Below are 19,011 nucleotides of genomic sequence, written 5' to 3'. Positions count from 1 at the left end.
CCGCCATGAATGAGACCGTCATGACCGAGGCCGCCCCCGCCAAGAAATCCAATCGCAAGGTCATCATCACCTGCGCCATCACGGGGGCGATCCACACGCCCACCATGTCGCCCTACCTGCCCATCACGCCGGACGAGATCGTCGCCGATGCGCTGAAGGCGGCCGAGGCCGGCGCGGCCATCCTGCATCTGCATGCCCGAAACCCCGAGACCGGCCAGCCGGACCAGACGCCGGAGGCCTTCGCGCCCTTCCTGCCGCGCATCAAGCAGGCGACGAGCGCGGTCATCAACATCACCTCCGGCGGCAGCCCCTACATGAAGGTGGAGGAGCGCGTGCTGCCCGCCGCCACCTTCAAGCCGGAAGTGGCCTCCCTCAACATGGGCTCCATGAATTTCGGGCTGTTCCACCTGCTCGACAAGTACAAGGAGTTCAAGCACCCGTGGGAGAAGACGCATCTTGAGAACACGCGCGATCTCGTCTTCCGCAACACCTTCAAGGATATCGAATATATCCTGACCACCTGCTACGATAACGGCACGCGCTTCGAGTTCGAGTGCTACGATATCGGCCATCTCTACAATCTCGCGCACTTCCTGGAGCGCGGGCTGGTGAAGCCGCCGCTGTTCGTGCAGTCCGTGTTCGGGCTTCTCGGCGGCATCGGTCCCCATCCCGAGGACGTGATGCACATGAAGCGCACCTGCGACCGGCTGTTCGGCGATCAGTATCGCTGGTCCGTGCTGGGCGCCGGCCGCAACCAGCTCCCCATCGCCGCCATGGCCGCCTCCATGGGCGGCAACATCCGCGTGGGGCTGGAGGATTCGCTCTGGGCCGGGCGCGGCAAGCTCGCCACCTCCAACGCCGATCAGGTGAAGCTCGCCGCCAAGATCATCGAGGGCCTGGGCCTGGAAGTCGCGAGCCCCGACGAGGCACGCGAGATCCTCGAATTGAAGGGCGCGGACAAGACCAACATCTGAGGCCGCGCGGGGCGCCCCCACGCGGTTCCGCCATCGTGCGTCGGCTTCGCGCCGGCGCACGATGCGTTTCAGCGGATGCGCGCGTCAGCCGATGCGGGATTTGCCGATGATGGCGAAGCGCAGGCGGGAGGAGATGAAGTCGATCACCGCCACCATGATGAGCATCATCAGGATGAGAAACGACACCTTCTGCCATTCCAGCACGCGGATCTGCTCGGCGAGGTGAAGGCCGAGGCCGCCCGCGCCGACGATGCCGACGATGGTGGACTGGCGGGCGTTGGATTCGAAATAATAGAGCAGCTGGCTCGCCAGCACCGGCAGCACCTGCGGCAGCATGCCGAAGCGCACCGCCTCCACGGGCGAGCCGCCGGTGGAGACGACGCCCTCCACGGGCTTGCGATCCAGCGCCTCCACGGCCTCGGAGAACAGCTTGCCCAGCTCGGCGAAGCTCGCGGTGGCGATGGCGAGGATGCCGGCGAACGGGCCGAGGCCCACCACCGTCACATAGATCAGCGCCCAGATCAGCCGGTCCACGCCGCGCACCGTGTCGAGCACGCGGCGGACAGTGAAATGGGCGAAGATGTTGGGGATGACGTTCTTCGCCGCGAGGAAGCCGAAGGGAAAGGCGATGAGTGCCCCGCCCAGCGTGCCGAGGAAGGCGATGGCCAGCGTCTCGCCCAGCGCGTGGATATAGAGCGGCAGCTGGGTGCCGGGATCGGGCGGCATCATCAGCGTGACGAAATGGGCGAGCTGCCCGATGCCGGTGCCGAGCCGGTCGAAATTGAAGCCGAGCTGCCAGAAGCCGAAGGCGGCGATGCCGGCGAACACCGCGATGATGACGCCCACGCGGACCCGCGTGTCGACGGGCGGCGCGACAAGGTGCGGATGGGCGGCGGCGAGGCGCGCGCGCTCCTCGCCCGAGAGGGTGATGCGCGCCCGGCTCATCGCTGCGCTCCGAAGCCGAGCAGGCGATGGCGCACCTGCTCGGTGACGAGATCGATCACCATCACCGTCGCGATGATGAGGAGGAGGATGGCGGAGACATCCGAATAATAGAACTTGCGGATGGCCTCCACGAGATCCTGCCCGATGCCGCCGGCGCCGACGAAGCCCATGATGGAGGCCTCCCGCACGTTGACCTCGAAGCGTAGCAGGCCGTAGGAGGCGAAGTTGGAGAGCACCTGCGGCACCACGGCGAAGCGCACGGTGGTGAGCCAGGAGGCGCCGGAGGCGGTGGCGCCCTCCACCGGCTTCATGTCGATGTTTTCCACCACCTCGGCGAACAATTTGCCCAGCGCGCCCATGGTGTGGATGGCGAGGGCCAGCACGCCCGGCAGCGGGCCGAGGCCGAAGGCCACCACGAACAGCAGCGCGAACACCAGCTCCGGCACCGTGCGGCAGAATTCGAGAAAGCGCCGCGCGCCGAGCCGGATCCAAGGGCTCCGCACCAGATTGGCGCTGGCGAGGAAGCACAGGCAGAAGCCGCCGATGGCCCCCATGAGCGTGCCGAGATAGGCGATCAGGATCGTATCCGCCAGCAGCTTCAGCCAGTGATCGAGGTTCCAGTACCACTCGGCGAGGTCGGCGCCGAGGGTGTCCCAGCGCAGGACCGGGGTGATGCTCCAGAAGTAATTGGGCAGCCGGTCGGCATGGGCGAAGAAGACCGCCGGCTTCACCTCGCCCATCCAGGCGGCGAGCACGATGCACACGGCGATCACGCCGGCGACGATCAGCGTATGCCGCCGCCGCGCCTGCACCGCCGCATCGTAATGGGCGATCAGCGGAGCGATCTGCTCGTCGGGCAGCCGGGTGATGGCGTGGGACAAGACCATGTTCTCCCTCGCGCCCCGGCCGACTGGAACGGAGCGGGAGCGCAGTGGAAGGAGAGCCGGGGCCCAGCGCAACACTGCGCCGGAGGCGGCTCAAACGAAAAGGCCGGCGGGCCATTGCCGGCTTCGCCGGACCTGATCCAGGGCCCCAGATTGGAGACCCCGGATCTACGCCCCGGCCGCGCCGTCGCTTGTCCGGGGAAGGGGTTTCTACCCGCCGTCACGCTCCGGCTTGACCGGAGCATCCATCTCTCCCCCGGGCAGCTTGCCCGCTCCTGCCATGGGTCCTCCGGTCAAGCCGGAGGACGACAGGGAGAGGGGCCTGCGGCACGCGGGCCGAGGAGAGGCGGAGAGCGCGCCTCAGCTCTTCTTCTTGCGCAGCTCGTCGACGAACTTGTTCAGCTCGATGATCTGCACATAGGCCTCGTTGTCGATGGGCTGCCAGGGCTGCTGCTTGCCTTCATAGATGCGGTCGAAGGCGGCCTTGTCCTTGGTCTGGATCGAGAAGAAGGCGTCGCGGATCTTGGCCTTCAGGTCGGCCGGCAGGTCCGAGAGATAGGCGAAGGGCGAGTTCACGATCTGGTCGGACGTGAAGATGATGCGGAAGTCGTCGTACTTCGCCATCCCCTTGCGCTCCATGCGCTTGAGGTTGGATTCCTGCGCGTCGTTCCACCAGTTGAAGGCGGCATCGCAGGTGCCCTGCTGCACGGCGATGACGGCGTTCTCGTGCGAGCCGGCGTAGACCACCTTGCCGAAGAAGTCGTCGGGCTTGACGCCCATCTTGTTCAGGGCGAAGCGCGGCACGTTGTTGCCGGAGGTGGAGTTGGGATCGACCAGGCAGAGGTTCTTGCCCTTCAGGTCCTCGATGGACTTGTAGGGGCTGTCGGCCTTCACATAGAGCACCGAGTGATAGCCCTTGGTGCCGTCGAGGTTCACCTCGATGGCGAAGGCGTCGATCTTGGCGCCGGTCATCAGCGCGCGGGCGAAGGACGAGGGGCCGTAGGAGGCGATCTGGATGTTGCCGGCGCGCTGGCCCTCGATGACGGCCGCGTAGTCGTTGGCGACGCGCAGTGTCACCTTGGTGCCGAGCTCCTTGGAGAGATAGTCCATGAGCGGCTGGTAGCGGTCGGTCACGCCCGAGGCGTTCTCGGCCGGGATCACCGCGAACACCAGCTCGGGATACTTCGCCTTCCAGTCCTGCGCTGCGGCGGTGCCGGCGGACATCACGAGCGCGGCGGCGGCCGCGATCAGGCTACGACGGTTCAGCATGTCTGGTGCTCCTGTCGGACGAAATCGAACGTGAACAAGGCGATGCGGCCGGCCCGCGGTCGCGGGTCGGCGCGGGAGGCGCGCGCTCAGGCGAGGGCGGCCGCTTCGGGGATACCGTCCTGGACGGCAGCGGGCCGTCCGGCCGGCATGTCCATCACCTCGCCGGCCTCGAGGCCGTAGAGGTCGTGCGCCACCGCATTGGTCAGCGCCGCCGGGGCGCCGTCGAACACCACGCGGCCCTGCGCCATGCCCACGAGGCGGTCGCAATAGGCGCGGGCGAGATCGAGCGAGTGCAGGTTGCACAGCACGGTGATGCCGAAGTGCTTGTTGATGCGCAAAAGCGCATCCATCACGATCTTGGTGTTGCGCGGGTCGAGCGAGGCGATGGGCTCGTCGGCGAGGATCAGCGCCGGCTCCTGCGCCAGCGCGCGGGCGATGGCCACGCGCTGCTGCTGGCCGCCGGAGAGGCTGTCGGCGCGCTGCGCGGCAAGGGTGGCGATGTCGAACTGGTCGAGGGCGGAGAGGGCGATGGCCCGGTCATCCGCGCTCCAGCTCTTGGTGAGGGCGCGCCACGCGGGCACCGTGGCGAGGCGGCCCATGAGCACGTTGGTCAGCACGTCCAGCCGGCCGACCAGATTGAACTGCTGGAAGATCATCGCCGCCTCGGCGCGCCACTCGCGCAGCGCGCGGCCCTTGAGGGCGGTCACGTCCCGTCCGTCGAACGAGATCCGGCCGGAGGAGGGGTCCTGCAGGCGGTTCACCATGCGCAGCAGGGTGGACTTGCCGGCGCCCGACCGGCCGATGACGCCCACGAAGGCGCCCTGGCCGATCTCGAGATTCACGTTGGATACGGCCTCCTTGTCGCCGAAGCGTCGGGTGAGGCCCTCGATCACCAGCATCCGCAGGCTCCCAGAGCACGCGACGGCCGGCTTGCAGGGCAAGCCGGCCGGACAGCGCAGTCTCGATCCAGTGGCCGGTGGTGGAGCGGGGGGACGGACCCGGACCGATCGCACACCGGCGCGTCGGACCGATCGATAGCGTTGCTCCGCAACACCCATATGACGATGGCGGAAGGATTGACGATGTTTGGAGGAGGGGATGCGGGGCGCGCGGACGCAATCACGCTGGCGGCGGTGGGGGCGCCGGTGTGACAGGCCGTTTGTGACGGTGCCCCACGGGGTCCAAGCGTGCTGTCAAAGGCGTGTCATGAAGGGCGGCCAGAAGGGGGACGGTATCCGGTAGCGCGACTGCCCGCGAGTCCGGACCCTGAAACGAGCGGCGCCGGGGAGTCTGGCTCCCCGGCGCCCTCGATCGACCGGACCTCGGTTCTTTGTGTTCTCGGGTCCCTAAGGGCGGTGGCGGGTCCGAACCTCAGACCAGACCGAGCAGCACAGCGCCGACAAAGCCGAAGGCTGCGCACGTCTCGATCACGGTGAGGAGATGGCCGAATGTCACCTTGTGCCTCGCAGGGTCGATCTTGAGAGAAGCTTAACAAACTCTCAGACTGCGAAAAGAGGTAAGTTGTGCTGCATCGCCGCTGCAAACTATTGCAGCGCATGACTTTCCGCAGTGCAGCACGGGCCAAGTGCAGCCTGCCTCTATGCTTTCCCTTCCGCTGCGGCGCACGGTACGCGGCGGTGGAATACTGCATTTCAGAGCGCGATGGCGGCTTCCACGAGGTTCGCGACGCCGAGCGCCTGCCGGTCGCGGCCAAAACGCCCTACCACCTGCACGCCCACGGGCATGCCGTTGGCGGCGGAAAGGCCCGCCACATTGATCGCCGGGCAGCCCATCAGGGTCCACAGCCGGTTGAAGATGGCCGAGCCGGTGCTGGCGAATCCCTCCGGCGCCGGGCCGGGGGCGGAGAAGGTGAGGAGCGCGTCCACGTCCGCGAACACGTCGCCCAGCGCGTGCCGCGCCCGCTTCGCGGTGCGCCGGGCGCCGTCATAAAGATCGGGCGGGATCGTGCGCGCGGCCTCCAGATGGCCGCGCAGCAGCGGCGAGAGGCGATCGGCGTCATAGGTCAGTTCGTCGCCAAGGGCGAGCGCCGCCTCGAAATCCTGCACCGTGCCGTGGATGGCGTCGGCCGCCTCCAGCGCTTCGGGCAATTCCAGATCGAAGATGCGCGCGCCCTTCGCCTCGGCGGCGCGGGCAGCCGTCTCCAGCGCGGCGTGGGCGTCGGGCGAGGCGGCGCCGGCGCGGGCGGTGCGCACGATGGCGATGCGGGGCGCGACGGCGGTCTCGTCCCCGATGTCGAGGCCACGCCCGGCGATGGCATCGGCGGCGAACGCCACGTCGCGCACCCGCGCGCCGAACAGGCCGATCGTGTCCAGATGCCAGGAGAAGGTCTTCATGCCCAGCGTGGGCAGCAGGCGGAAGGTGGGCTTGTAGCCGGTGACGCCGCAGAAGGCGGCCGGGCGGATCACCGATCCGCCGGTCTGGGTGCCGAGCGCCAGCGGCAGCATCCCCGCCGCCACCGCCGCCGCCGACCCGGCGGAAGAGCCGCCGGGTGAGAAGCCGAGGTGGCGCGGGTTGCGGGTGCGCGCCGGCTCCAGGAAGGCGAACTCGGTGGTCTCGGTCTTGCCCACGACAAGGCCGCCGGCCCGGCGCGTCATCGCCACCACGGGCGCGTCGGTGCGCGGACGATAGCCGTCATAGATGGGGCTGCCGTAGGTGGTGGGCATGTCGCGGGTGTCGATGATGTCCTTCACCCCCACCGGCAGGCCGGCGAGCGGCCTCGCGGCAAGGCCCGGCGCGCGGGCGGCGGCGCGGGCCTCGTCGAGCGCGAGGGTGACGAACGCGCCCACCTCGCCTTCCCGCGCGGCGATGGCCTCCGCGACCTGTTCGAGCACGGCTTGCGGCGTGGTGCGGCCGGAGCGGATGGCGTGGGCGAGATCACGGGCGGACAGGGGGGACGGCAGGCTCATACGCTCACTCTGCGGCATCGAAGGGCCGCCACCATGCGCAAGGCGGGCGGCGGAGGCAATGGTGGGGGGCGCGGTGAGGAAGATGCTCGGCCGATCCGCGTCGTCCTCCGGCTAGACCGGAGGGTGACGGCAGCGCGTTTGAATGCGGTGCCCCCCTCAGCACTCCGGGACGTTCACCGCGAGGCCGCCTTGCGAGGTCTCCTTGTATTTGGACTGCATGTCCGCCCCCGTCTGGCGCATGGTCTCGATGACCTGATCCAGCGAGACGAGGTGCACGCCGTCGCCCCGCATCGCGAGGGAGGCGGCGGCGATGGCCTTGTTGGCGCCGAAGGCGTTGCGCTCGATGCAGGGGATCTGCACCAGCCCGCCGATGGGATCGCACGTCATGCCGAGATGATGCTCCATGGCGATCTCGGCGGCGTTCTCGATCTGCGCCGGGCTCGCCCCGAGCACGCAGGCGAGCCCCGCCGCAGCCATGGCGGCAGCGGAGCCCACCTCGCCCTGGCAGCCCACCTCCGCGCCGGAGATGGAGGCGTTGCGCTTGATGAGCGCCCCCACCGCCGCAGCCGTCAGCAGGAAGTCGCGCAACTGGGCGTGGGTGGTGTCCGGGCAGATGTCGCGCACATAGCGCAGCACCGCCGGCACGATGCCCGCCGCGCCGTTGGTGGGGGCGGTGACGATGCGCCCGCCGGCCGCATTCTCCTCGTTCACCGCCATGGCGAAGACGGAGACCCAGTCCATGATCTCGTGCGGCGGCCGGCGGTTGGCGAGGCGGTCCGCCTCCAACTGGTCACGGATGGCCTTGGCCCGTCGCCGCACGCGCAGCCGGCCGGGCAGGGTGCCCTCCTGCGCGAGGCCGCGATCGATGGAGGCGAACATGGCCGCGAGGAGCGCGTCCAGCCGCGCCTCCACCTCGTCCGCCGGACGCAGCGCGCATTCATTGGCCATCTGCAGGCCGGCGATGGAAAGCCCGGTGCGGGCGCAGGCGGAGAGCAGCTCCGAGGCTTTCGCGAACGGGTGGGGCACCTCAACCGCCTCCGGCTCGCGCGCCTCACCCTCCGCCACCACGAAGCCGCCGCCGACGGAATAGAAGATCTGTTCATCGATGAGGGCGCCGTCTTCGCCATAGGCCCGAAAGCGCATGGCGTTGGAGTGCAGCGGCATCAGCGCGTCGAAATCGAAGATCAGGTCGGCCTCGGGGTCGAACGCGATCCGCGCGCCGTTGACCTCGATGGACTTGCGGATGGTGAGCCGCGCCACCATCCCCGGCACGTCGTCCGGCTCCAGCGTCTCAGGCCGCGCGCCCATGAGGCCGAGCGCTATGGCGCGGTCGGAGGCGTGGCCCTTGCCGGTCCAGGCCAGAGAGCCGAACAGCTCGGCGGTGATGCGACGGGTGCCGGCGGGCAGCGCCTCCCGGAAGCGGCGCGCCGCCACCATGGGGCCGACCGTGTGGGACGAGGACGGCCCGATGCCGATCTTGAACAGGTCGAACACGCTGGTCATCCGGTCCCTCCAGGGGCGGCGATCTTGTTCTATCGGTATCCCAAGGACTTGTCGCGCCCGTCTTGACCCGCTCAGGCACCGGGGCGAAGCTCCATCATGCTGGCCGGCGAGGGCGACCGCTCGTCCCCTTGCGACTTTCGTCTGGAACAGATGCGACACGTTTTCTCCGCCCGCGCCACGCCGTCCGCCAAGCTCAGGGTGGGGTTCGTGCTCCTGCCGAACTTCACGCTGACGGCCTTCTCCAGCTTCGTGGACGTGCTGCGCCTCGCCGCCGACAAGGGCGACCGCTCGCGCCCCATCGACTGCTCGTGGCAGGTGATGAGCCCGCGCCTGCGGCCCGCGCGCTCCTCCTGCGGCATCGACATCCAGCCCACCTCCGAGCTGCTCGACCCGCGGGAGTTCGACTACATCGTGGCGGTGGGCGGCCTGCTGCGCGGGGTGCCGGCGCAGGCCGATCCGCTGGGGGATTATCTGAAGCGCGCGGCGGTGGCGGGCGTGCCGCTCATCGGCGTGTGCACCGGCTCGTTCCTGCTCTGCCGGCTGGGGCTGATGGCGCAGCGCAAATGCTGCGTGAGCTGGTATCACTACCGCGATTTTCTCGACGAATTCCCCACCCTCGTGCCGGTGGCGGACCAATTGTTCGTGGTGGATGGCGACCGCATCACCTGCTCGGGCGGGGCGGGCGTCGCGGACCTTGCCGCCCGCCTCGTCACCGAGCATCTCGGCGCGGCCACGGCCCAGAAGGCGCTCAACATCCTCCTCATCGACCGCCCCCGCGCGGCCGAGAGCGCCCAGCCGGCGCCGCGCCTCGCGGAAGGCACGGTGGACGATGCCCGCGTCTCCCGCGCGCTGCTGCTGATGGAGCAGAACCTCGCCGAGCCGCTGGCCATCGCCGCCATCGCCGATGCGCTGGGGCTGAGCGTGCGCCAATTGGAGCGGCTGTTCGCGGATCGCCTCAGCGAGAGCCCGCAGGAGAGCTATCTGGCGCTGCGCCTGCGCCATGCGCGCTGGATGCTGGCCAACACGCGCTTTTCCGCCGCCCGCATCGCCGCCGACCTCGGCTTTGCCGACGGCTCCCATTTCGGCCGCGCCTTCAAGGCCCGCTTCGGCGCAACCCCCGCCGCCTTCCGCCGCACGGCGGCGCCGCGCCCCGGGCGGGGCGCGGCCGATGGCGAGGGGCGGGTGTTCGAGACGCCGTAGGCCGCGCGTTCCTCGCGAGGATCAGACTGTCGCGAATATCTTGGCGAAGTCCCAGTCGTGCTGGGCCACGCCGCTGCTGTCGTTGGTCAGATGGCCCGGCGCGTCGCCATGGTCGCGGCCGAGGGACCACATGGCGATGGACGCGATGTGGTCGTTGCCGTCCGCATAGTCCACCAGCTGCTGCGCGTCCTCGAGGGTGAACACCTCGCTGCGCACGTCGTTGATGCCGATCATGGGCGTGATGCCCACCTTGGCATCGATGCCGAGGGCTTCGAGCTGGGCGATGGTGGCTTCCGCCGCGTCGATGGCGTCCTGGCCCATGTCGCCGGAATCGTTCTCCGCCCCGTAGTTCATCACCATGATGTTGACGGTGTCGATGTCCACGCCCGCCGCATGCGCCGCCTGCAGCAGCTCGATGTCGTCCTGCGTCAGGCCGGTGGTCAGCGCCGGCAAAGTGAAGGAGATGGAGAGGTCCGGATTGGCCTGCTCCAGCGCCACCAGCGCCTCGTTGCGCAGGGCGTTGGCGGCGTCGTTGGTGAGGGCGTCGCCTTCCACGTCGAAATCGAGGGAGGTCACGCCATAGGTGTCGATCACCGACTGGTAGGCGGCGGTGAGGGCCGTGGCGTCGGTGAAATAGAGCGCCGGCTCTTCCCCGTGGCCGCCGCCGAAGGAGATGGTCACGTCCACGCCCTGCGCCTGAAGATCGTGGACCACCGAGGCGACGGAACTGCCGTCGGCGAGGGTATTGCCGGAGCCGAGGCCGGCAAAGCCGATCGTGTTGCTCCCGGTGCCCACGACGAAGGCGAGGGTGACGGCATCGATGCCGGCCGCGCTCACGTCCTGAACCAGGTCCGCCGCGCTCGACACCATGGAGAGGTCCACATAGGGCGAGAACACCTGATGGTCCGCCGCATCGGTGCCCACCGGATCGGTGGTGACGGAGACGGCCGGGGAGGGGTGCGAGGCTCCAGCCTCGTCCAGCGCGACGATGGAGAAACTGTAGGACGTATCCGCCTCCAGCCCCGCCACCTTGAAGCTGCGGTCGGTGGTGGTGCCGATCAGCTCGCCATCCTGATAGACGGCATATCCGGAAATCGTGCCGACGCCGAACACCTCGGCGGCGTCCCAGGTCAGCGTCACCGAGGTCTCGGTGGTGGTGGCGGCATGGACATCTTCCGGCGTCTCTGGCGCCACCGGGGTCAGGTCCGAGTAGCCGACGCGGGTCCACACATGGCCGGAGCCGGCGGGGCCGTAATCGTGCTCGGGATCGCTGCCGAGGGTCCACCACTTGGCCTCGTAGACCACATGGCCGACCGTGACCTGATCGCCCGCCGTATAGACCGTGTCGGCGGACCAGTCCGGCGCCTCGATCACCTGCGGCGGGACCGTGCCCGTGGTGTCGCCGGTCGTCTCTCCTTTTGCCTCGGCGATGGCCTCGGCCCAGGCGTCGGTGACGAAGCGGGTCTTGCCGATGATGTCGTCCGGCGACAGATCGGCGAGGGTCACGCCCGCGAGCGTGATGGTCTGCTGGCTGGAGGCGAGGATGATGACGAGGGAGCCATTGACCTCGGCCAGCGAGAAATCCTGCGGCTGGAGCCAGCCGAAATCGAGCGTGTCGTGGGCGGGGTCGAAAGCGATCACCTGCTGGGTGTTCCACTGCCAGCCCACCGTATAGGTGGTGCCCTCCGTGGCGCCCGCGCTCGCGCTGGCGCTGGCGGGGGTGCCGGCGCCCTTCAGCGCGGCATTCCACTCGGCGAGCAGGGCGCCGTCGGCCCCCTTGATGTTGCCGATGGCGAGGTCCTGAAGGCTGACACCCTCCAGGATGTAGGTCTGCTGCGACTTGGGCAGGAAGATCACGACCGAGCCGTTGGCCTCGGCGATGGCGATGTCGTCCGCCGTCAGGCCGGAGAAGTCGAGCGTGTCGTGCTGCGGGTCGAAGGCCAGCACCGTGTCGGTGCTGCGCGCCACGGTGATCACGGTATTGACGCCGCCGGTGATGACGTGGCTCGCGGCGAGGGCATCGCTCCACTCCGCGAACATGGAGGCGTCATGGCCGGTGATGTTCGCGAGGGAGAGGTCCGCGAGCGTGACGCCCGTCAGCGTGTAGCTGTGGTTGTTGGCGGGCAGGTCGATGACCACCGAGCCGTTGACCTCGGTGATCGTGAAGCTGTCCGCGCCGATCCAGCCGAAATCGAGCGTGTCGGTGGCCGGGTCGAAATCGATTGTGTCGTGGGCGCCCCACGACCAGTTGATCGAGACGGTTGCCATGCAGCCCTCCACCTGGTCTTCCGCCGCCAGGGCGGGAGCTTCACAGCATACCGCCGCGCTCGTTTCGCGATAGGGGAAAATGGAGCCGAATCCGCAATAAAGGCTTGATAAATATCAGGAAAATCGTCGCAAAATGCGAAAACAACGATGGATTCCATCGGGTGTCGCGGGCACGGGTCTTGGGGCGCAGCCTCTGATTGAATGGATGGCCGGCACCATGCCGCGCAGCCCCGCGGGACGCGCCGGGTCGGGCCGGATTCAGCCAGGGGCGAGGAGGTTGTTTTGCCGGGGCAGATGGCGCGCGGGTTCCACGCCACGCGACGAGAGGCATCGTCCGATCAGATTGCGACGCAAACCTGATCGGCGCCTGCCCTTAGGCTTCCGGAACGTTGCGCTCCAGCTCGGCCAGCCACACGCCCGGCCCGCTGTCGGAGGGCTGGCGCCAGTCGCCGCGCGGGGAGAGGGAGCCGCCGGAGGAGATCTTCGGCCCGTTGGGCAGCGCCGAGCGCTTGAACTGGCTGGTGAAGAAGCGGGAGAGGAACACCTTCATCCAGCGGCGGATTTCGGGAAGGTCATAGGCCCGCTGCTCCGCCTGCGGGATGCCCTGCGGCCAGCGGCCCTTGTCCGCATCCGCCCAGGCGTGCTCCGAGAGGAAGGCGATCTTGGATGGCGGAAAGCCGTAGCGGGTCAAATAGAAGAGCGTGAAGTCCTGCAGCGGGTAGGGCCCGATGATGCTCTGGGTGGACTGGATGGGGCCGCCCGCGCTCGCCGGCACCAGTTCCGGCGAGATCTCGGTGGCGAGGATGGCGTGGAGGATGCGCGCCGTCTCCTCGCTCACGTCGCCGGAGGCGGCGACGAAGCGGATGAGGTGCTGGATCAGCGTCTTCGGCACCGAGGCGTTGACGTTGTAATGGGACATCTGGTCCCCGACGCCATAGGTGCACCAGCCCAGCCCCAGCTCGGACAGGTCGCCGGTGCCCACCACGAGGCCGCGATGGTGGTTGGCGAGGCGGAAGAGATAGTCCGTCCGCAGGCCCGCCTGCACATTCTCGAAGGTCACGTCATAGGTCGCCTGGCCCTCCGCGAAGGGGTGGCCGAGGTCCGCCAGCATCTGCCGCGCGGCGGGGCGGATGTCGATCTCCTCCGCGCTCACGCCGAGCGCGCGCATCAGCGCCCACGCGTTGCCCTTGGTCTCGTCGGAGGTGGCGAAGCCCGGCAGGGTATAGGCCAGCACGTTGGAGCGGGGATGGCCGACGCGGTCCATGGCGCGCACGGCGACGATCAGCGCCTGCGTGGAATCGAGGCCGCCGGAGACGCCGATGACCACCCGCGACATGCCGGTCGCGGCAAGGCGCTGGGCGAGGCCCTGCACCTGGATGTTGTAGGCCTCGTAGCAGTCTTCCCTGAGCCGCGCCGGATCGTTGGGCACGAAGGGGAAGCGCGCCACGTCGCGGTTCAGCGGCACAGGCTCGGCCGGCGGCGCATAGGCGAAATGGGCGGTGCGGAAGGGCGGGGCGGTGTCGCGCTCCAGCCGGGCGCACTCCCCGAACGTGTTGAGGCGCATCCGCTCTTGCCGCAGGCGGCCGAGGTCGATGTCCGCCACCGCCATGGTCGCGTCGGGGGCGAAGCGCTCGGCCTCGGCGAGGGTGTCGCCATATTCGAAGATGGCGGCATGCCCGTCCCAGGCGAGATCGGTGGTGGATTCCCCCGGCCCCGCCGCCGAATAGGCATAGGCCGCGACGCAGCGGGCGGATTGCGAGCCGCACAGGAGCCGGCGGGATTCCGCCTTGCCGATGGTGATGTTGCTGGCGGAGAGATTGAGCAGCACCTCGGCGCCGGCGAGCGCGCCGCGCGTGGAGGGCGGCAGGGGCACCCACACGTCCTCGCAGATCTCCACATGGAAGGTGAAGGGCACCTCGCCTTCCGAGCGGAACAGCAGGTCCACACCAAACGGCACTTCGGCGCCGAGCAGCGCGATGTATCCGCCGTGCTCGTCGAGGCCGGGGGTGAAGTGGCGGCGCTCGTAGAACTCGCGGTAGTTGGGCAGATAGCTCTTGGGCACCACCCCGAGGATGGTGCCGGCATGGATCACCACCGCCGTGTTGTAGAGCCGGCCCTGATGGCGCAGCGGCGCGCCCACCACCAGCACGGGGGAGAGATCCTCCGAGGCCGCGACGAGGGTCGCGAGCGCGCCCTCCACCGCATCGAGGAGCGGGGCCTGGAACAGGAGATCGTCGATGGCGTAGGCGGACAGGCCCAGCTCGGGAAAGAGCATCAGCGCGGTGCCCGCCTCATGGCCCTGCGTCGCCATCTCCAGCGTTTCGGCAACGGCGAAGCTCGGGTCCGCCACGGCCCCGCGCGGCACGCAGGAGGCGATGCGCAGGAAGTCGTGGCGGTAGAGGCAGCGGAAGTCTCGCATCGCGTCCCTGTCGTCCGGGCTCCGCGCGGCGGCGCGGGCCGGACTCTCCGGTGAAATCTCCGGCAGGAGAATAGGGCGCGGGCCGGCGATTGCCAGCGAAAGGCGACGACGCGCCTTTGCCGGCGCGCCGGCCCTTCAGGGCGCGGGGTTTCCGTGCAGCTGGTGCAGGGCGGCGATGCGCTGCTCGATCTCGGGCGTGATCGTCACGTCGAGCGAGGAGAGATTCTCCTCCAGCTGCGCGAGGGTGGTGGCGCCGATGATGTTGGCGGTCACGAACGGGCGGCTGGTGACGTAGGCGATGGCAAGCTGCGCCGGCTTGAGTCCCACTTCGCGGGCGAGCGCCACATAGGCCCGCACCGCCTGTTCCGTGCCCGGCTTCTCATAGCGCTGGCCGCGGTTGAACAGCGTGTGGCGGGCGCCGGGCGGACGCGCACCGTCGAGATATTTGCCGGTGAGGAACCCCTGCGCCAGCGGCGAATAGGCCAGCAGCCCCACGCCCTCGCGCTGGTGGAATTCGGCGAGGCCCGTGTCATAGGTCCGGTTGACGAGGTTGTAGGCGTTCTGCACCGAGGCGACGCGCGGGCCGATGCCCTTTTCCGCCGCCGCGAGGAAGGCCGAGAGGCCCCACGCGGTTTCGTTGGAGAGGCCGATGTGGCGCACCTTGCCGGCCTTTACCAGCCCATCGAGGGCCGCCAGCGTCTCCTCGATGGGCACTTCCGGCCCGTCGCCGTCGCCGCGGGCGCGGGTGGTGTCGCTCTGGCCGAACAGGGGCACGGCGCGGTCGGGCCAGTGGAGCTGGTAGAGGTCGATGTAATCGGTGCCGAGGTTCTTGAGCGATCGCTCGACGGCCTCGTTGATGTTCTTCGCGTCGAGCCGCGTGCGCCTGCCGTCGGCGCGGAAATAGGTGGCGTCGGAGCGGCCCACCACCTTGGTGGCGATCACCACCTTGTCGCGGCCGCCGCGCGCCTTCAGCCAGGAGCCGATGATGCGCTCGGTGGCCCCCTGCGTCTCCGCCTTGGGCGGGATGGGATAGAGTTCGGCGGCGTCGATGAGATTGATGCCACGGTCGCGGGCGACGTCGAGCTGGGCGTGGCCCTCGGCCTCGGTGTTCTGCTGGCCGAAGGTCATGGTGCCGAGCGCGATGGACGGCACCGAGATGCCGGTGCGCCCGAGGGGGCGATATTCGAGCATGGGGGAATGGGAATCCGGAAGGTGAGCTGGGGCGGAAGGTGGCCGGGCGGGGCCGGCGCGTCAATGCGGGAAGGGCAATCCGTGGCGCTCGGCGATCAGCTCCAGGATGCGGCGGGTGAAGGGCGCGCTCAATACGCCGTGCCGGCGCGGAGCCATTCCCTCGGGTGCCGCCCGGGCCAACCTCGCGCTGCAGGCGACGAAGCTCGGCTGGCATGCCCACGGCATCGCCCGGCTTCATCGTCGGCTCCCCCGGTCTACAAGACCTCCTGCGAAGAGGGTACGCTGCGCGAGAAGCTGTTCCGCCGTGGCCCTCTCCTGCCCGACGCCCACCCCGCCGCCGGCTTCCGCCGGACTGCGGGGGCCGTCGCCGAGAAGCCGCGCGCCACGGCCTGATCGCTTGAGGGCGTTCGCGCGCCGTCCCATGGAGTTTGCCCGCTGATGACCGAGACTGCCGATTCCACCGGCGCCACCCTCGCGCCCGATGAAGCCGCCGCCGCCCGGGCTTTGCTGGAGGCCCGCTACGGCGCGGCCGAGGCGCCCGCCTCAATCCTTCTCAACGACACCATCGCCGGCCTGCTGAACCACCGCACCGTGCGCGCCTTCACCAAGGAGCCGCTGCCCGAAGGGCTGATCGAGACGCTGGTGGCGGCGGCGCAATCCGCGCCGTCCTCCTCCAACCTCCAGACCTTCAGCGTGGTCGCGGTGGAGAACCCGGCCACCAAGGCGCGCCTCGCCGAGATCGCCGGCGGGCAGAAGCATGTGGTCGAGGCGCGTTTGGTGCTGGTGTGGCTCGCCGACCTTTCGCGGCTGGAGGAGATCGGCCGCCGCAACGCCCAGCCCACAGACGCGCTCTCCTTCCTGGAGGCGCTGTTCGTCGGCATGATCGATGCGGCGCTGGGGGCGCAGAATGCGCTGGTGGCGCTGGAATCCCTCGGCCTCGGCGGGGTCTATCTCGGCGCGCTGCGCAACCGGCCGGAGGAACTCGCCGAGTTGCTCGGCCTGCCGCCCAACGTGGTGGGCGTGTTCGGCCTTGCCATCGGCCACCCCGACCCCGCCCGCCCGGCGGACGTGAAACCGCGCCTTTCCCAGCGCCTCGTGCTCCACCGCGAGCGCTATGACGCAAGCCTGCCGCAGGATGCGCTGGACCATTACGAGGCGGCGCTTAAGGCGTTCCAGAAGGGGCAGAAACTCCCCGAGATCGGCTGGATCGCCGCGGCCTTGCCGCGCGTGCGCGGCGCGCAATCCCTCGCAGGTCGCGACCGCATCCGTGATGCGCTCACCGCGCTGGGCTTCGGCCTGCGCTGAGAGCTTTCGGCGCAGCGGGTTCGGGCGGCAGCGAGAGCGGCGAGCCGGTCGTTCTCGCCAGGGCGGCCCCCGCGTTGGGGAACTCTTCGTGCCCCCATGGCTTGTCTCCTGATCCCCGGTCTGTGCGCGGCGCGCCGGGGAGAAGCCCAGACATGCAAGCGCGAGGAGGAAGCCATGGCGGCACCCCGACCGGCCCATCCCGCAACGACGGCCTATCCCGACGATCTTCTCCAGAGCGAACGCGACCGTCGCAATCCACCACTGGCGCAGGCTTCCGCAGCCGAGGGCGCGCCGAGCGACAGCGTCTATGAGGGCAAGGCCGGCGGCGAGCGGCCGGCGACGGATTTCGGCAGTGCCCTCTCGCCAATCCACGGGCGCGACGTGCTCCCCGGCCCCGATCCGCAGTCCCGGGGCGAGAGCCATTGGGACGCTCCACTCCCTATCCCTCTCGCCGTGACGGCGGTCCCCGGCCTCGTGCTGCGGACCCTGGCGGACGCGGGCGCCTTCGTCTCCGGGCGCTATGCCACGCTCGAGCATTCCGCCGCCCTGCAGGAGACTGCCCACGTCCTCATCGACGCGGCGCGGCTCGGGACCGACGCGGCGGTGGATTCGGCCAGCCGGCACATGGCGGCCTATCTCGCCGCCATGCGGATGAGCTGAGGAGCGCCAAGCCATGAACGAACTGAGCGATGCCGCCAGCGGCTTCTTTTTCCTCGCGGTGGTCGGCGGTGCCGTCGTATTGCTCGCCGCGCTGCTCTTCGGCGCCTACCAGCGGCGCCGCCGCCGGCAGGAACTCAATGAGCGCCTGCCGGGGGAAGATCCGCCACGCTGAGGTCGCGTGCGGCCCTGAGGTCGGCGAGGAAGCCGGCATAGGCACCCGCCCGGTCGGCGTCGGGCGCCCGCAGGATGGAGGACGGGTGGACGGTGACGAAGGCCTCCCGGCCCTGCAGACGCGCCGGCCCGCGCAGGCGGGATATGGCGAGGGGCTTCCCGGAAAGAGCCAGCAGGGCGGTGGCACCCAGCGTCACCACGCGGCGTGGCGCGACGAGATCGAGCTCTGCCTCCAGCCACCAGCGATAATAGGCGACATCCCCCGCGCCGGGCTTCTGATGGATGCGCCGCTTGCCACGCTGGACGAACTTGAAGTGCTTCACCGCATTGGTGAGATAACAGTCTCTCCGCGCGATCCCCGCCTCCTCCAGAGCCCGGTCGAGCAGCCTGCCGGCAGGGCCGACGAAGGGGCGGCCTTCCTCGTCCTCCTTGTCGCCCGGCTGCTCGCCGATGAGGGCGAGTGGCGCGTCGAGGGGACCTTCACCGAACACCGCGCGGGTGGACGCTGCCCAATGCGGCCCCTTCTCCGCCCCGGCCGCATTCAGTGCCGCGAGCGCCTCCGCGCGGCCGTCTGGAGCGCGCCAATTGAGCGGCGGCTGCGCCATGCCCGGCTCCTGTCGTGAAAACGGCGCCCGCCGGAGCGGGCGCCGGATGGACCGCCTCAGGCGGCCTTCTTGTTCACATTGGCGGAGGCGAGGCGGGTGAGGAGCTGGTCGGTCTCCTTCTCCTCTTTGAGGGTTGCCTCCAGCAGAGGGACCGCATCGGCGAGGCCGAGCTGCTTGGCCCAGGCGATCAGCGTGCCGTAGCGGGCGATCTCATAATGCTCCACCGCCTGCGCGGCGGAGAGGAGGCCGGCGTCCAGCGCCTCGGTGCCGGCGAAATCCTCCATGATCTCCTTGCCCTCGTCCACGATGCCGACGATGGCCGGGCAGTGCTTGCCGCGGGCGGCCTTGCCCATCATCTCGAATACCTGCTCCAGGCGCTCGATCTGGCCTTCGGTCTGCTCCTGATGGGTGAGGAAGGCGGCCTTCAGCTCCTCCGACTGGGCGGAGCGCGCCATCTTCGGCAGCGCCTTCAGGATCTGCTTTTCGGCGTAATAGATGTCCTTGAGCGTCTCGGAGAAGAGGTCCTGCAGGGTCTTGGACTGTGCCATGGGAGATGTCCTTTCGGTTGGCGTTGCCGCCGGTTGTTCTCGTGTCGCAGGCCCAAATCGCACCATGGCGTGCCGGCGCGCGCGATGGCGCGCGTCCATCCGCGGGGGGCACGGGTGGGACCGGGTTGTCCTTGGGCGATCA

At 69.2% G+C, this 19,011-nt stretch carries 16 protein-coding genes; 5 read left to right on the top strand and 11 right to left on the bottom strand.

All coding sequences use genetic code 11. The annotated features are described in order from the left end of the window. The first annotated feature begins 5 nt into the window (after nt 1–5). Nucleotides 6–974 (top strand): 3,5-dioxohexanoate:acetyl-CoA acetone transferase, encoded by a 969-nt coding sequence (kce, locus tag V5F63_RS17980; protein WP_245327210.1) that lies wholly within the window; start codon nt 6–8, stop codon nt 972–974. 84 nt (nt 975–1,058) lie between these two features. Here the strand turns inward: kce and phnE (V5F63_RS17975) are convergent, their stop codons facing one another. From phnE (V5F63_RS17975) to V5F63_RS17950, 6 genes are all read right to left on the bottom strand, one after another. Next, nucleotides 1,059–1,919, bottom strand: a complete 861-nt coding sequence (gene phnE / locus V5F63_RS17975; RefSeq protein ID WP_209484569.1) for a phosphonate ABC transporter, permease protein PhnE — start codon at nt 1,917–1,919, stop codon at nt 1,059–1,061. Then, nucleotides 1,916–2,800 (bottom strand): phosphonate ABC transporter, permease protein PhnE, encoded by an 885-nt coding sequence (gene phnE, locus V5F63_RS17970; protein WP_209489861.1) that lies wholly within the window; start codon nt 2,798–2,800, stop codon nt 1,916–1,918. The genes phnE (V5F63_RS17975) and phnE (V5F63_RS17970) overlap by 4 nt, the downstream gene beginning before the upstream one ends. A 363-nt stretch (nt 2,801–3,163) precedes the next feature. Continuing rightward, entirely contained in the window at nt 3,164–4,072 is a 909-nt protein-coding gene (gene phnD / locus V5F63_RS17965; protein WP_209484567.1) for a phosphonate ABC transporter substrate-binding protein, read from the bottom strand. Nucleotides 4,073–4,158: 86 nt separating this feature from the next. After that, on the bottom strand, nt 4,159–4,971 hold the full coding sequence (gene phnC / locus V5F63_RS17960) for a phosphonate ABC transporter ATP-binding protein (protein ID WP_394027942.1): 813 nt from the start codon (nt 4,969–4,971) through the stop codon (nt 4,159–4,161). Nucleotides 4,972–5,724: 753 nt separating this feature from the next. Further along, a complete protein-coding gene (locus tag V5F63_RS17955) occupies nt 5,725–6,999 on the bottom strand; it encodes an amidase (RefSeq protein ID WP_394100699.1) in 1,275 nt (424 codons plus the stop codon). A gap of 156 nt (nt 7,000–7,155) precedes the next feature. Next, a complete protein-coding gene (locus tag V5F63_RS17950; protein ID WP_394100700.1) occupies nt 7,156–8,502 on the bottom strand; it encodes an L-serine ammonia-lyase in 1,347 nt (448 codons plus the stop codon). Between the two features lie 150 nt (nt 8,503–8,652). Between V5F63_RS17950 and V5F63_RS17945 the strand changes: the two genes are divergently transcribed. After that, nucleotides 8,653–9,702, top strand: a complete 1,050-nt coding sequence (locus V5F63_RS17945; protein ID WP_394100701.1) for a GlxA family transcriptional regulator — start codon at nt 8,653–8,655, stop codon at nt 9,700–9,702. 21 nt (nt 9,703–9,723) lie between these two features. On the opposite strand, the gene V5F63_RS17940 is transcribed toward V5F63_RS17945, so the two are convergent. The 3 genes from V5F63_RS17940 to V5F63_RS17930 form a co-directional block, all read right to left on the bottom strand. Continuing rightward, nucleotides 9,724–11,970 (bottom strand): fibronectin type III domain-containing protein, encoded by a 2,247-nt coding sequence (locus tag V5F63_RS17940; RefSeq protein WP_394100702.1) that lies wholly within the window; start codon nt 11,968–11,970, stop codon nt 9,724–9,726. 373 nt (nt 11,971–12,343) lie between these two features. Beyond that, complete coding sequence (locus V5F63_RS17935) at nt 12,344–14,389, bottom strand: NAD(+) synthase (RefSeq protein ID WP_394100703.1); 2,046 nt, start codon at nt 14,387–14,389, stop codon at nt 12,344–12,346. A gap of 135 nt (nt 14,390–14,524) precedes the next feature. Then, the gene (locus V5F63_RS17930) at nt 14,525–15,580 is read right to left on the bottom strand and encodes an aldo/keto reductase (RefSeq protein ID WP_394100704.1); all 1,056 of its coding nucleotides are present in this window, start codon (nt 15,578–15,580) and stop codon (nt 14,525–14,527) included. A gap of 438 nt (nt 15,581–16,018) precedes the next feature. Between V5F63_RS17930 and V5F63_RS17925 the strand changes: the two genes are divergently transcribed. The 3 genes from V5F63_RS17925 (at nt 16,019) to V5F63_RS17915 (ending at nt 17,717) form a co-directional block, all read left to right on the top strand. After that, a complete protein-coding gene (locus tag V5F63_RS17925) occupies nt 16,019–16,885 on the top strand; it encodes an NADPH-dependent oxidoreductase (RefSeq protein WP_394100705.1) in 867 nt (288 codons plus the stop codon). Between the two features lie 174 nt (nt 16,886–17,059). Beyond that, nucleotides 17,060–17,545: a hypothetical protein gene (locus V5F63_RS17920; protein WP_394100706.1), complete on the top strand. Its 486-nt coding sequence runs from the start codon at nt 17,060–17,062 to the stop codon at nt 17,543–17,545. A gap of 13 nt (nt 17,546–17,558) precedes the next feature. Beyond that, the gene (locus V5F63_RS17915) at nt 17,559–17,717 is read left to right on the top strand and encodes a hypothetical protein (protein WP_209484545.1); all 159 of its coding nucleotides are present in this window, start codon (nt 17,559–17,561) and stop codon (nt 17,715–17,717) included. Here the strand turns inward: V5F63_RS17915 and V5F63_RS17910 are convergent. Further along, nucleotides 17,680–18,321, bottom strand: coding sequence for a UdgX family uracil-DNA binding protein (locus tag V5F63_RS17910; protein WP_394100707.1), 642 nt, complete (start codon nt 18,319–18,321; stop codon nt 17,680–17,682). The genes V5F63_RS17915 and V5F63_RS17910 overlap by 38 nt on opposite strands. Before the next feature lie 56 nt (nt 18,322–18,377). Then, nucleotides 18,378–18,869, bottom strand: a complete 492-nt coding sequence (locus V5F63_RS17905; RefSeq protein WP_209484542.1) for a YciE/YciF ferroxidase family protein — start codon at nt 18,867–18,869, stop codon at nt 18,378–18,380. Nucleotides 18,870–19,011: the final 142 nt, after the last annotated feature.

It is taken from the genome of Xanthobacter wiegelii, assembly GCF_043193855.2.
GTDB lineage: Bacteria > Pseudomonadota > Alphaproteobacteria > Rhizobiales > Xanthobacteraceae > Xanthobacter > Xanthobacter flavus_A.
Note: the sequence above shows the minus strand (reverse complement) of the source record. Positions and strands in the feature narration are given on the sequence as shown.

Excerpts from the sequence above, each read along its gene's own strand:
- kce (WP_245327210.1), top strand. The coding sequence starts at position 6 with ATGAATGAGACCGTCATGACCGAGGCCGCCCCCGCCAAGAAATCCAAT.
- phnE (WP_209484569.1), bottom strand. The coding sequence starts at position 1,919 with ATGAGCCGGGCGCGCATCACCCTCTCGGGCGAGGAGCGCGCGCGCCTC.
- phnD (WP_209484567.1), bottom strand. The coding sequence starts at position 4,072 with ATGCTGAACCGTCGTAGCCTGATCGCGGCCGCCGCCGCGCTCGTGATG.
- phnC (WP_394027942.1), bottom strand. The coding sequence starts at position 4,971 with ATGCTGGTGATCGAGGGCCTCACCCGACGCTTCGGCGACAAGGAGGCC.
- V5F63_RS17955 (WP_394100699.1), bottom strand. The coding sequence starts at position 6,999 with ATGAGCCTGCCGTCCCCCCTGTCCGCCCGTGATCTCGCCCACGCCATC.
- V5F63_RS17950 (WP_394100700.1), bottom strand. The coding sequence starts at position 8,502 with ATGACCAGCGTGTTCGACCTGTTCAAGATCGGCATCGGGCCGTCCTCG.
- V5F63_RS17945 (WP_394100701.1), top strand. The coding sequence starts at position 8,653 with ATGCGACACGTTTTCTCCGCCCGCGCCACGCCGTCCGCCAAGCTCAGG.
- V5F63_RS17940 (WP_394100702.1), bottom strand. The coding sequence starts at position 11,970 with ATGGCAACCGTCTCGATCAACTGGTCGTGGGGCGCCCACGACACAATC.
- V5F63_RS17935 (WP_394100703.1), bottom strand. The coding sequence starts at position 14,389 with ATGCGAGACTTCCGCTGCCTCTACCGCCACGACTTCCTGCGCATCGCC.
- V5F63_RS17930 (WP_394100704.1), bottom strand. The coding sequence starts at position 15,580 with ATGCTCGAATATCGCCCCCTCGGGCGCACCGGCATCTCGGTGCCGTCC.
- V5F63_RS17925 (WP_394100705.1), top strand. The coding sequence starts at position 16,019 with ATGACCGAGACTGCCGATTCCACCGGCGCCACCCTCGCGCCCGATGAA.
- V5F63_RS17920 (WP_394100706.1), top strand. The coding sequence starts at position 17,060 with ATGGCGGCACCCCGACCGGCCCATCCCGCAACGACGGCCTATCCCGAC.
- V5F63_RS17915 (WP_209484545.1), top strand. The coding sequence starts at position 17,559 with ATGAACGAACTGAGCGATGCCGCCAGCGGCTTCTTTTTCCTCGCGGTG.
- V5F63_RS17910 (WP_394100707.1), bottom strand. The coding sequence starts at position 18,321 with ATGGCGCAGCCGCCGCTCAATTGGCGCGCTCCAGACGGCCGCGCGGAG.
- V5F63_RS17905 (WP_209484542.1), bottom strand. The coding sequence starts at position 18,869 with ATGGCACAGTCCAAGACCCTGCAGGACCTCTTCTCCGAGACGCTCAAG.